The organism is Campylobacter sp. 2014D-0258, assembly GCF_008000495.1.
In the GTDB taxonomy this organism is placed as follows: domain Bacteria; phylum Campylobacterota; class Campylobacteria; order Campylobacterales; family Campylobacteraceae; genus Campylobacter_D; species Campylobacter_D jejuni.
Genome location: NZ_VOAR01000015.1, coordinates 101,091 through 114,149 on the forward strand (window position 1 = coordinate 101,091; position 13,059 = coordinate 114,149).

The following is a 13,059-nucleotide window of genomic DNA, read 5'->3' on the forward strand; positions in this document are numbered from 1 at the left end:
AAATAGCCTAAACAATATTTATAAATTTTGAATAAAACCTTCCAAAATTTGAATTTGCTTTTCTACGCTTGCAATAGAACTTGAGCCTTCACTTTGCTTAGAATTTAAAGAAAATTCAAAATTTAAAAGTTCCATAGCTTTTTCATCAAATACAGGATCTATTTTTGAAAGATCTTTAATTTCACTTATATCAATACCTTGTGCTTCAGCTTGTGCAACAACATTTCCCACTATAAAATGTGCTTTTCTAAAAGGAATATTTTTTTCACGCACCAAATAATCTGCCAAATCGGTAGCCAACAAATGACCTTTTTTACAAGCATTAAGCATATTTTCTTTGTTGATTTGTATTTCTTTTAACATTGCATTTAAGATAATTAAGCTATCTTTAGCCGTTTTTACACTATCAAAAAGCCCCTCTTTATCTTCTTGCATATCTTTATTATAAGCTAAAGGTAAAGCTTTCATTATAGTTAAAAGAGAAATTAAATTTCCATAAACACGCCCTGTTTTTCCACGTATAAGCTCACAAACATCGGGATTTTTTTTCTGAGGCATAATAGAACTTCCCGTTGAAAAACTATCACTTATGGTTATAAAAGAAAATTCTGAGCTTGAAAATAAAATCATTTCCTCGCAAAGTCTTGAAGTGTGTGTAAAAATAACTGCTATATCATAAAGCAAATCAAGAGCAAAATCCCTATCACTCACTCCATCCATAGCATTTGGCATAATATCTTTAAATCCTAAAATTTTAGCATTCAACTCACGATTGGTTTTATAGCTTGTTCCTGCACATGCACAAGATCCAAGTGGCAAAAAGTCTGCAAGTTCTAGGCTATTTTGCAAACGCTTAACATCTCGCATTAACATAAAAGCATAAGCTAAGATATAAAAAGAAAAACTCACAGGCTGAGCGTGTTGTAAATGTGTAAAACTTGGCATAATAGTTTTTTTATGCACTTTAGCATGTTCGAGCATGGTTTGAATCAATTCTTTTAAAAGTTTTAAAAGTTCTATGTGAGATTTTTTTACAAAAAGTTTAAAATCAGTAGCCACTTGGTCATTTCTACTTCTTGCAGTATGTAGTCTTCCACCAATTTCACTGCCTATAATCTCGCTTAAACGCTTTTCTATGGCCATATGTATATCTTCATCTTTGATATCAAAAACAAATTTACCTTGCTCTATTTCACTTTTAACTTGTTCTAAGCCTTTTATAATAGCATCTAATTCTTCTTTTTTTAAAATACCACAACTTTCAAGCATTGTAGCATGCGCTATAGATCCTTGTATATCTTCATTAAACAAAGTTTTATCTACATTTAAACTCGCATTAAATTCTTTTAAAAGCTCATCGCTTGCACCGCTAAAGCGTCCTGACCACATTTCATTTTTCATTTAAATACCTTAAATTTTTGGTCCAAATTTGCTAAATTCAATACCTTCTTTGACATCTTCATAGCGTTTGAAATTTTGCACAAACATATGTGCTAGCTTATCTCTTGTTTCAGTATAGGCATTTTTATCTAACCAAGTATTTATAGGATTTAAAAGCGTGCTTTCTACACCTTCTAAAGCTTTTGGAATAGCTAAATTAAACACTTCAAAATTTTCAAATTCGCATTTTGCAATACTCCCATCTAAAATAGCATTAATGCAAGCCCTAGTAGCCTTAATACTCATTCTTTTACCTACACCGTAACTTCCACCGCTCCAACCCGTATTAACAAGATAAACATTAACTTCATGTTTTTCAATCTTTTCACCAAGCAATCTCGCATAAACCGTTGGATGTAAAGGCATAAAAGGTTCTCCAAAGCAAGCTGAAAAAGTTGCTTGAGGCTCTGTTATACCACGCTCAGTTCCAGCTACTTTTGCTGTATAACCGCTTAAAAAATAATACATAGCTTGCTCTTTGCTTAATTTACTCACCGGAGGCAAAATTCCAAAAGCATCTGCACTTAAAAATATAATATTTTTTGGATGCCCTGCTTTTAAGCTAGGCTCATGATTTTCAATATGCTCTATAGGATAAGAAACTCTCGTATTTTCTGTTTTTGAAGCATCAGCATAATCAACACTCTTATCAGCTCTTAAAACTACATTTTCTAAAAGTGCATTTCTTTTAATCGCGCCATAAATTTCAGGCTCATGCTCAGGATCAAGATTGATTGTTTTTGCATAACAACCGCCCTCAAAATTAAACACACCTTCATCATCCCAGCCATGCTCATCATCACCTATGAGTCTTCTTTTTGGATCGGTTGAAAGCGTAGTTTTTCCTGTACCGCTAAGTCCAAAGAAAAGTGCCACATCGTCTTTTTCTCCGACATTTGCACTACAATGCATAGAAAGTTTATTTTCTAGTGGCAACCAATAATTCATCATAGAAAAAATACCTTTTTTCATTTCTCCACCATACCAAGTTCCACCAATAACCGCTATATTTTCTTCAACATTAAAGATCACAAAAACCTCTGAATTTAAACCATCTTGTTTATAATCTTCATTAATACATTTGCAAGCATTATAAACAATAAAATCTGCTTTAAAATTCTCAAGTTCCTCTTGACTTGGGCGAATAAACATATTTTTAACAAAATGCGCTTGCCATGCAATTTCAGTAACAAATCTTACTGCTTTGCGACTTTGCAAAGAAGCACCGCAAAAAGCATCTTGAACATAAATTTTCTTTCCACTTAACTCTTGCTTTGCTTTAGTTAAAAGTTTATCAAATAATTCTTTTGTAATAGGCTGGTTTATCTTTCCCCAAGCTATATATTTACTAGATGGATCTTGTTTTACAAAATATTTATCTTTAGGACTTCTACCTGTAAAAATCCCTGTATCTACACAAAAAGTATCATTATCCGTGCTTAAACCTTCATTATTTGCTTTTTCATGAGCATTTAATTCATCATAACTTAAATTATGAAAAATTTCCTTTATGTTATCTAAACCTAAATTATCAAATTTTTTCATTTTTCCCTCACTTTAATTCTTGTAAATAGCTAATACTTCGCCTTCATTAACAGTATCGCCTATTTTAATACAAAGCTCTGAAATAATTCCATCTTTTGGAGCATTAACCTCAATCTCCATTTTCATTGCTTCTAAAACCATGATAGCTTGACCTGATTTTACTTCTTCGCCTTCGTTAACATAAATTTTAAAAACATTACCCGAAATACCTGCTAAAACTTCATTTTCAGCATCTACAGAACTTGTCGAATTTGAAGAAATAATATTTTTATTTTCTTCTACTTTTTTTACACTCTTAACATTAACATCTTTATCAAAGCCATAGCTTACTTCTACATGATATTTATTACCATTTACAGCTACGGTAAATTTGTTTTCATCTACACTCATAGGTTTTGGCATACTGGCTAATTTGCGTATATTTACCTTTGCCTCTCCTTTTAAAAATGCTATACCTTTTTCTTTACAAGCTGCTGCAATAAATATATTTTCTTCACTCGTTTCTATACCCTCTTTTTCAAGTAAGGTTTTGGTATAAGCTATACTTTTACTCTCATCTTTATCAGCTATATTTATAGCAAGCTCTGTAGTAGGTTCTAAATTAAGTTGTTTTGAAGCAAGTTCAACAATATTTGCATCGGGTGCAACAGGAGTTTTTCCAAAATAACCAAGCACCATTTTTCCATAACCTTCTGCGATTTTTTTCCAAGGCCCAAACATAACATTATTAAATGCTTGTTGAAAATAAAATTGAGAAACTGGAGTAACCGAAGTACCAAATCCACCTTTTTCTACAACTTCTCTCATAGCATGAATGACCTGTGGAAATTTATCTAAAATATTATTATCCCTCATCATTTGTGTATTTGCCGTTAAAGCTCCTCCTGGCATAGGAGAAAAAGGAATAAGTGGATTTACCATAGTAGCTTCAGGGGGTAAAAAATACTCTTTTAAACAATCTTTTAAAACTTCTTCGTATTTTAGAATTTTTTCTTCTTCAAGTCCACCTAAATCATAATCTTTACCTTTTAAGGCATGCATCATGGTTAAAATATCAGGCTGAGAAGTTCCACCACTTACAGGAGCTGCAGCCAAATCGATACCATCAACACCTGCTTCAAGTGCTGCAAGATAGCAGGCTATACTCACCCCTGCGGTTTCATGCGTATGAAGTCTAATATGTGTATCTTGAGGTAAAATTTTTCTAGCCATTTTAATGGTTTCATAAATTTTATTTGGATTAGAAGTTCCACTTGCATCTTTAAAACAAATGCTATGAAAAGGAATTTCTGCTGTTAAAATTTCTTTTAAAATTTTTTCATAAAAAGGCACATCATGAGCACCTTTGCAATTTGACGGTAAATCCATTAAAGTAATAGTAATTTCATGCTTTAACCCATATTTTACTATACATTCGCCACTAAATTTTAAATTATTTACATCATTAAGGGCATCAAAATTTCTTATCGTTGTAGTACCATGTTTTGCAAAAAGTTTTGCATGTAAATCAATAAGCTCACTACTTCCAGTATCTAAAGTAACAGTATTAACCCCTCTTGCTAAAGTTTGAAGATTGGCATCTTTTCCTACAATAGCTCTAAATCTATCCATCATGGTAAAAGCATCTTCATTAAGATAAAAATACAAGCTTTGAAATCTAGCACCACCACCAAATTCAAAATGAGTAATGCCTGCTTCTTTTGCTGCTTCTACTGCAGGAAAAAAATCATCCATTAAAACCCTAGCTCCATAAACAGACTGAAAACCGTCCCTAAAGCTTGTATCCATTACATCGATGAATTTTTTAGCCATTATTTTTCCTTAAAAAAATATTTTTTCATTATTATACAAAAATTTGATAACACATTACCAAAATTATTGCTATAGGCGATATAAAACGAATAAAAAACAACCAAATTAAGAAAATTTTTCGACTTATAAATTTAGAAAAAATTTTATAAATTTGTTTTTTATTCATAAAAAAACCTACAAATATAGAGCATACTATAGCACCAAGTGGAAGTAAAAAATTTGAAGTTAATTTATCTAATAAAGTAAAAAAATCTTTGCCAAAAAAACTAAACATAGAAAAAAAATTTAAATTTAATGACAAGATGCAACAAATTCCAAAAACAAAAACAAATAAACCTATTAAAAATAGAGCTTTAACACGAGAAATTTGATAGTTATTAATCATATAAAAAGTTAAAGGCTCTATCATTGAAACAGCTGAAGTAATACCAGCAAAAAAAAGTGCTAAGAAAAAACAAAATGCAAAAATATAGCCTAAAGCTCCAAGTTGATTAAACAAACTCATCAAAGATACAAAAACAATTCCTGCTCCTTGAGTATGCGGATCGGCTCCAAATTCAAAGATAAAAGTAAAAACAATAAGTCCCATGATAAAAGAAATCAATAAGTTAATCAAAACAATATACACTGAACTTTTTATAAAATTTGTTTTTTTATCCAAGGCTGATGAATATGTAACTATACAACCTATTCCCAAGCATAAGGTAAAAAATGCAAGCCCTAAAGCTTCGGCAATAGAGCTAAATTTAAAATGTGAAAAATCAGGATAAAATAAATAAGAAAAAGCATTTGCAAAACCTTGCTTAAATCCCATACAATAAAACAACATAAAAACAAGCATTAAAAATAAGCTAGGCATTATAACAACGTTTAATTTTTCAATCCCTTTGATTAAACCTTTAGATACTATTAATAAAGTAAGAAAAAAAGATAAAGTGAAGAAAAAAACAGAACTTGTCAAATTTGTAGTAATTAAATTCTGAAAATTACTTGCTGCTTCATCTAAGGTTTTAGGAAGATAATAAAGACTAACTACAGTATATTTTAAAACCCATCCCATAATAACTAGATAAAAAGAGAGAACAAAAATACCACCTAACATAAAAACGCCGCCATATCGCCATCTATTGCCATATTTTATGGCAAGATTTGAATAAGCATTTGCAAGATCACTTTTACTTAAACGTCCCATAGCCACTTCAGCCAAAAAAATACTAAATCCTATGGTTAAAGTAAAAAACAAATATAAAAGCACAAAAACAAAACCACCATTTTCTGCACTTAAAGTTGGAAATTTCCAAGCATTACCTAAACCAACGGCTCCACCAGCAACAGCCAATACAAAACCGATTTTTGAAAAATATGTTCTCATTATTTTTCAAACTCACTTTAAAAAAGCGGCTATCATAACTATAACAACAGCCAAAGGGGAAATAAATCTCAAAAACACATACCAAAGTTCAAAAAATATACCCCTCATATAAGGTTCAAATAAAATTTTTAAAGCTTCTTTTTTCATCACAAATCCCACAAAAATAGCTGCCAAAATTCCACCTAAAGGCATAATAACCTTACTTGAAATACTATCAAGCAAATCAAAAAAACTCATTCCAAAAAATCCAAACTGAGTACTTTTTAAAGAAGATAAAATACACAACATTCCTAAAATATAAACAACAATTCCTATTAAAATCAAAGCTTTTTTACGGCTCATGCCAAAAGTATTAATAAGATAAAAAGCAAAAGGCTCTATCATTGAAACAGCTGAAGTAATACCAGCAAAGATTAAAGAAATAAAAAATGCTGCTCCAAAAATACAACCAATCACTCCAATCTTTTCAAATAAAGTAGCTAAGGAAATAAAAACAAGTCCTGGTCCTTGCTGATTAGGATTGTAGCCAAATTCAAAGATAAAAGTAAAAACAACCAAACCCATTAATAAACCAACTAAAAGATTGATAAAAATAATATTTAAAGTACTGGTAATAAAATTAGTTTTATCAGGCAGACTAGCAGAATAAGTAATAATCGTTCCAACGCCCAAAGAAAGACTAAAAAAAGCAAGTCCTAAAGCTTCAAGAACATTTGAAGTGTTGATTTTGGAAAAATCAGGCACAAAAAGAAATTTAACCGCCATCATAAAACCATCTTTACTAATAGCATAAACAAGCATCAAGATTAGTAAAATAAATAATGAAGGCATCATCCAAACATTTAACTTTTCAATCCCATTCTTAACACCTTTAGAAACAATATAAAAAACACATAAAAAAACCAAAGTAAAACAAATAAACTGACTTAAAAAATCCTCACTTGTAAAAAATCCAAACTGTGCTTTACTTACTTCTAGATCCATAGGCAAATTTCCAGTGATACTTAAAAACACATATTTAACTATCCAGCCAATCACCAAGGTATAAAAAGAAACTATTAAAATCGCCCCCACCATAGTAAAACCAACATAAGACCAAGCTTTTTTATTTGAAGGTGCTAACTTTTCATAGGCATTAACCGGATCTTTTTCACTAATTTTTCCTATGCTAAGCTCAGCTAAAAATATCACAAAACCTACACCCAAAGTAAGAATTATATAAAGCAAGATAAAAGCAGATCCACCACTTTGACCTACTAGTGTTGGAAATTTCCAAGCATTACCCAAGCCCACTGCTGAACCTGCTACCGCTAAAATGAAACCTATTTTTGAAAATTTAGAACTCAATGTTACAACCTTAACTTAAAAATTATTTTAAAATATTATTAAAGCAAAAAAACTTTTAAGCTTTATTGAAAACAATCAAATTTAAATCAAAAATGTGAATTTTTGTAAATTTCAATAAAAATAAAGATACTTTTGGTTATAATTCGGCTTTATTTTTAAGTCTTAAGTAGGGATACGCAAGCCGAACTGATTTAAAAATTGAAAAAATTTTTTTATAGAAAGGTTAAGATAATGAAAAAAGTTCTTTTTTTATTATTAGCATGTGCAGCAGTAGCTTTTGCAGCTGAAACTAATGCTCCAGTAGAGCAAGAAGCTATTAATGTATGGATTAAAGCATTTTCAGTTCTTGCAGCAGGCTTAGGTCTTGGTGTTGCAGCACTTGGTGGTGCTATCGGTATGGGTAATACTGCAGCGGCAACAATTGCAGGAACAGCTAGAAACCCTGGTCTTGGGCCAAAATTAATGACAACCATGTTTATCGCTTTAGCGATGATTGAAGCACAAGTTATCTATGCTCTTGTTATCGCGCTAATAGCACTTTATGCAAATCCTTTTATAGTTTTACAATAAAACTTATTAAAGCCCTTTTTTGGGCTTTTTTCTATGCGGTTATGGTGGAATTGGTAGACACGCCATCTTGAGGGGGTGGTGCGCTCCGCGTGTGCGAGTTCAAATCTCGCTAACCGCACCATTTATACTGCTAACTACATAAATTAACATAAATATAAAACTTAAAAAATATCTATAAAATAGGACTTTAAAACTATCTAAAATCTAAATTAAATTTTTCCGTTAAAATCATTTTAAAAATTTTTCCCTAACTTTTCTCCTAACTTTTTATTTTTTGTTTTAAAAAGTTAGGAGAAATTAGCTTAAGGAGTTTATTTTAAATGCTTACACAAAAAGACACAATAAAAAAGATAAAAACTATTTTTATAAGAAGTTTTTTGTATTTGATTGTAAAGATATCCAAAAATAAGAAAATTAACAAGAGAATAAAAGTATTAAGGTACATTGATTTGCGGAAAGGAAATTCTATCACACAAATAATCAATAAGATGATAAAACATTTATTCAAAAATACTATAATTAAAGCATATTAGGCATGGCTACTCTTTCGGTTACAAGAAAGAGACGTGGCTTTCGGTTATGAGAAATTCATAGCAAAAATACTTTTACAAAAAATTAGAAAAGCAAAAAAAACAAGATTCGCTATAATAAAAAATCCACCTTGAGTTTTCACTCTTGGCGGAAATTTATCAATCAAGGCTAACTATGAAACGACATAGTAAGCGTTTTGTGAGATTATATCTAAACTTTAGGTTTTTTAAGTTTAAAATGGAAGTATTTTTAACAAAACCGCAGTGGCAGAGAAGCCCCTTGCCTTTGTTAGTACATAAAACTACAAATTCTTATTCATTTTTTCAAGTCAAATAAAAAAGAAATCCGTTTCAAAACACAGCTCAATAATCCCAGTCTTAATACTTTTAATTAAATATACAAAGAGAGTAAGATTAAAAGAATTGCGATCGGTTTATAAGTGATACTTAATAAAAAGTGTGTATAATACATACTCATAAGGATATTATAGTGAGTAAAAAAGATAAAATTATTAAAGATTTGAAAAATAATCCTAACAATGTGCGCTTTGAAACGCTTAAGATTTTATTAGAAAGCGAAGGTTATGAATGTTTTAATAAAGGCGGATCACATTATCAATTCAGAAAAGAAGAATGTGATCTTATTACTATTCCATTTAAACGCCCTATAAAAGCTATATATGTCAAAATGGTTTTAAAAGCTATAACAGGAGAATGAATGATGAAAGACTTAGATTACTATCTTAATCTACCTTATGAAATTATTATAAAAAAACTTGATGAAAAAGATGGCGGAGGATATTTTGCAAGATATAAAGATTTCCCTTATATTATGGGAGATGGTGAAAATGAAATAGAAGCCTTAAAAGATCTCAAAGAAGCATTTAAAGGAGCATTAGAAGTTATGCTTGAAAAAGGTGATTATATTAAAGAACCTATTGATAATGAAGCAAAAATTAGAATTAATATTACCTTGCCTAAAAGCTTAGTAGAGGCAATAGATACAATAAGCGATAATAGAAGTAAATTCTTAGCTGATCTTGCAAATAGCGCTATAAAGTCTTATAAAATAAGCACTTAAAAATTGACATAGTTAAATAAAAAAAAGAAATCCGTTTCAAACCACTAAAAAATAGGCATTTTATAGCAAAAATACTTTCAAAATTTATTAAAATATGGTATAATTTTATTAAAAATATGAATAAGTTATTAGTCAAGGAGTAATATTATGCTTTCCACATACTTAGTTGTTAGCTTTTTAATATTTATTGTGTTGTTTTTTTCAATTTTAAGTTTTTATATGGTTTTTCTAAAAAACAGAAATACAGAAAAAAGGGAAACTAAAATAATTAATAAAATTTTATTTCTCTTATGTTTTCTCTTGCTAATTTCAATTTCGATTTTAATTGGAGTTTATTTAGGAGTATTAACAACTGTTAAATCTGTCGTAATTGCTTTTATTGCATTAGTTTTTATATTATCGTTGTTTTTTATAGCTTTTTCTGTAAATTGTGCTATTTTAGATTCTATTTTATCTTTAAACAAAAGGCTATAAAGCCTTTTGTTTAAATAGAAGGAGTATCTTTTCCAATAGGATTCCAATTTTTAGAAGTTTCCCTAATAGCATTACTTCCTTTTTTATTATCTTGAGCTATTTGCGAGTGAGTTGCTCCGCTTTTAACTTCTTGACTATCTGGCATTGTTGTAGTGTTGCTTGTTCTTTTGCTACTTTGATTTACTTGATCTTGATTTAAATTAGATTGAGTTAAAACACTTCTTTCTGATCCATCAATGGTTTTAAAATTCATACCTGCAGCGTGTGGCATAGTAGTGTTATTTGGACTAACAATGCTTTGAGCGCCATATTGACTATTATATTGTGCAAGTTGTGCAGGATCATTCTTAACCATATCGGATACATAATTATCTGCTTTTGCAAAGTATTCATTTTGTTGAGCTGTATTAAGATTGCTAAAGTCTTTATTATCTCCAGCAACAAGATCTCTTGCAACCACATTAAGTGTATTGTCAATATTATTAGTACTAACAGATTGAATACCTTGTTCTGTTTGGGTATAGCTTTGAGCATATCCAACCATTTTTGAATAAGCTGTAGAATCGCCACCTGAAAGCGTATTACTCCAAGAAGAATCCATACCTTTTGTGGTAGATAGAGTTTTAAGAGAAGCTCTTTCCATTATTTCATTATATGCAGCTTTTTGAGCTTCTGAAAAAGTTTCAACATTTCCTATACCTCTTTTTGAACTTGCACTTGATTGAATTTCAGCACCATTTCCAAGAACGCTAAAACCTGCATGAGCAGAAGCTGCTAATGCAATTTTAGCCTTTTCTTCGCTAGTTAAATCAGTTCTATTTTGAATCTCTTGTCCAATATTATTTGCAAAAGCCTTCTTAAATGCTTCATCTCCTTTCTCCATAAATCCTTTAGCTTCATTTAAATGCACTTGCTCTACCGCTTTGACTCATATGTGAATATTGATCATTAAAGTTTTTATTCCAAGCATCAGAATTTGCTTGAGATACGCTATTAACAGTTGTCATAGTTCCTGCGCTAAGTTTGGCGCCTGACATCATACCATCAACATTTGTTCCTGTCATATTTGCATTAGAGATTTCAGAATTCTTTGTATTATCACCCATAACTGATTGAGTATTAAATTTAGTAACCACACCATCTATATTTCTTGCATATTGAAGCGATGCTACCCCTGCATTCATCGACCAAACTTCATCTCCTCTAGGAGCAGCAATGCTAGTTTGTGTAGATAGAGCTTGCTGATTTGCAAAGCTTCCAGCAGCTCTTGAAGCACCTGTTAGAGCTTGAGATAATCCAGAAGCAAAAGTTACAAATCCTTACTCGCTTGCTTTAGCTATAGCATAAGCTAAAACAGGAGTACTCATTACAAGATAATTCATGAAATTTGATCTATTTACTACTTCTTTAAAGATAAGCATATTATCCTCCTAAGCTTAAAGCTGCTTTTCCACCTGTTATTACTTGTGCAACTTTCATAAGATTGTAATCATTTAGATAATTAATAATACAAAGTATAGGAGTCCAAAGCACTATCCAAATACATAGAGTAAAAAACATCTTAATATGAGCATAAGAGCCAACCACAATAGAAAGCAAAGCAACAAGCCAAGACAAACCTATGATAATGGCTGTTAAATAAGCTTTAGCTAAAGGCAAATAAGTTTGTGCCAAGTGTCCTTGTGCTTGCATACTTGCGTAAAATTGCTGATCCGCATAAGCAGTATTTGCAGCCACAGAAGCAGGATTTAATCCTGCTGATTTAGCGGTATTAATGATTGCATCTTGAGAAGCAAGCATTATCATGGATTGTTGCAAATAAGATCTAGCACTTACAGCTTGTTCGTTATAGATTTGTGCAGCGCCTAAGAACTTTTGCTCATAATTTGTCATATCATCTACCATACCAAGCAAAGCAGCATGAATTTTCATAGCTTCATCTGTATCTTTTTTAATCATTTCAACGATTTGAGGACCTGCATCAGAACAAGGCACAACACTTTGTTCTTCAATATTATTGTTATTTGTGAACAAAGGAGTGAGCTGAGAGCCATTGCCTATGTTTGTAAAAAGATCTTGCATTAAATTATCAGAGTTTTGAAAAAGATTTCTACCTTGTTGATTAAGCAAGATACCTACTGAAACGCAGTTTCTAAAGTAAAAATCAATATTTTTTTGTAAAGTTGCATCAATAGCCGAAAGCTTTACACTTGGCAAAGTACTCATTACTTGAAGTGAAAAACCTAAACCTGCATTAGAGAAATTTGTAGATTGTGGAGTTGAAAAATGTTTTTCCATAGCTTCTAGGATAACCTTCTCAAATTGTGTCATTAATGCAAAGCTTTTTCCTATACCTATAGGAATTTGAGAAATGACATAATCTTTGCTAGTGACTTCATCGTGAATCATGAAGCGGTGATTATTGTCATTTGGTGCTTTTAAAAACATGTACCACACTACAGCAAAAAGTACAAACATTTTTCCAAATTCAAACACAGGGTTTGTTTGTCCATCCATTGCTTTTTTAATACTAAAAAGTAATAATGAAATAGCTAAGGCTGCATTAACGATATAACTTGTTTCAGTGGTTATTCCTTTAACCGCTTGCATGATTTCATTCATCACATCGCCATAACCCCAAGTATAAATTAAATTGCTATTAGCTATTTCAGTTGCACCAAATAAAAATGAAGGTGCAAAAAACAAAGTGCTAAGGAATAACAAGTAAAATCTTTTCATGGACTGTTTTAAGAAGTTAAAGAGTTTGTTTAGTATAATTGCATTAAGGGTTTTGCCACAAGGCTGCAACCCTGTGGCATAATCACACCCTAGAAAGGGGGTGAAACTATGTTTCGTTTCGTACTTATAATTATACTAATTTGTATAAT

The 13,059-nt window shown here is 30.9% G+C and carries 9 protein-coding genes, 1 tRNA gene and 1 pseudogene; 4 read left to right on the forward strand and 7 right to left on the reverse strand.

Features of this window, described 5'->3' with window-relative positions; all coding sequences use genetic code 11:
- Positions 1-18 precede the first annotated feature (18 nt).
- Genes argH through SR62_RS02575 form a run of 5 tightly spaced genes read right to left on the reverse strand, consistent with a single transcriptional unit; the run spans position 19 to position 7,516 of the window.
- Positions 19-1,401 carry an argininosuccinate lyase gene (gene argH / locus SR62_RS02555; RefSeq protein WP_002891924.1) on the reverse strand — a complete coding sequence of 461 codons (1,383 nt, stop codon included), beginning with the start codon at positions 1,399-1,401 and terminating at the stop codon, positions 19-21.
- Positions 1,402-1,410: 9 nt separating this feature from the next.
- Complete coding sequence (pckA, locus tag SR62_RS02560; protein ID WP_002866012.1) at positions 1,411-2,985, reverse strand: phosphoenolpyruvate carboxykinase (ATP); 1,575 nt, start codon at positions 2,983-2,985, stop codon at positions 1,411-1,413.
- 12 nt (positions 2,986-2,997) lie between these two features.
- Entirely contained in the window at positions 2,998-4,797 is a 1,800-nt protein-coding gene (locus tag SR62_RS02565; protein WP_002891922.1) for a biotin/lipoyl-containing protein, read from the reverse strand.
- A gap of 31 nt (positions 4,798-4,828) precedes the next feature.
- A complete protein-coding gene (locus SR62_RS02570) occupies positions 4,829-6,169 on the reverse strand; it encodes a sodium-dependent transporter (RefSeq protein ID WP_002853706.1) in 1,341 nt (446 codons plus the stop codon).
- A gap of 12 nt (positions 6,170-6,181) precedes the next feature.
- Entirely contained in the window at positions 6,182-7,516 is a 1,335-nt protein-coding gene (locus SR62_RS02575; protein WP_012006702.1) for a sodium-dependent transporter, read from the reverse strand.
- Between the two features lie 231 nt (positions 7,517-7,747).
- Between SR62_RS02575 and SR62_RS02580 the strand changes: the two genes are divergently transcribed.
- The 4 genes from SR62_RS02580 (at position 7,748) to SR62_RS02600 (ending at position 9,697) form a co-directional block, all read left to right on the forward strand.
- Positions 7,748-8,086, forward strand: a complete 339-nt coding sequence (locus tag SR62_RS02580) for a F0F1 ATP synthase subunit C (protein ID WP_002853683.1) — start codon at positions 7,748-7,750, stop codon at positions 8,084-8,086.
- Positions 8,087-8,121: 35 nt separating this feature from the next.
- A tRNA-Leu gene (locus SR62_RS02585) sits at positions 8,122-8,207 on the forward strand.
- Between the two features lie 899 nt (positions 8,208-9,106).
- The gene (locus SR62_RS02595; protein WP_002854037.1) at positions 9,107-9,334 is read left to right on the forward strand and encodes a type II toxin-antitoxin system HicA family toxin; all 228 of its coding nucleotides are present in this window, start codon (positions 9,107-9,109) and stop codon (positions 9,332-9,334) included.
- Between the two features lie 3 nt (positions 9,335-9,337).
- Positions 9,338-9,697, forward strand: coding sequence for a type II toxin-antitoxin system HicB family antitoxin (locus tag SR62_RS02600; protein WP_002779573.1), 360 nt, complete (start codon positions 9,338-9,340; stop codon positions 9,695-9,697).
- A gap of 332 nt (positions 9,698-10,029) precedes the next feature.
- On the opposite strand, the gene SR62_RS09310 is transcribed toward SR62_RS02600, so the two are convergent.
- The gene (locus tag SR62_RS09310; protein ID WP_002853808.1) at positions 10,030-10,161 is read right to left on the reverse strand and encodes a hypothetical protein; all 132 of its coding nucleotides are present in this window, start codon (positions 10,159-10,161) and stop codon (positions 10,030-10,032) included.
- A 20-nt stretch (positions 10,162-10,181) separates the two neighbouring features.
- Positions 10,182-12,910, reverse strand: a pseudogene (locus SR62_RS09470) (conjugal transfer protein TraG N-terminal domain-containing protein).
- Positions 12,911-13,059 lie beyond the last annotated feature (149 nt).

Excerpts from the sequence above, each read along its gene's own strand:
- SR62_RS02570 (WP_002853706.1), bottom strand. The coding sequence starts at position 6,169 with ATGAGAACATATTTTTCAAAAATCGGTTTTGTATTGGCTGTTGCTGGT.
- pckA (WP_002866012.1), bottom strand. The coding sequence starts at position 2,985 with ATGAAAAAATTTGATAATTTAGGTTTAGATAACATAAAGGAAATTTTT.
- SR62_RS02565 (WP_002891922.1), bottom strand. The coding sequence starts at position 4,797 with ATGGCTAAAAAATTCATCGATGTAATGGATACAAGCTTTAGGGACGGT.
- SR62_RS02580 (WP_002853683.1), top strand. The coding sequence starts at position 7,748 with ATGAAAAAAGTTCTTTTTTTATTATTAGCATGTGCAGCAGTAGCTTTT.
- SR62_RS02600 (WP_002779573.1), top strand. The coding sequence starts at position 9,338 with ATGAAAGACTTAGATTACTATCTTAATCTACCTTATGAAATTATTATA.
- argH (WP_002891924.1), bottom strand. The coding sequence starts at position 1,401 with ATGAAAAATGAAATGTGGTCAGGACGCTTTAGCGGTGCAAGCGATGAG.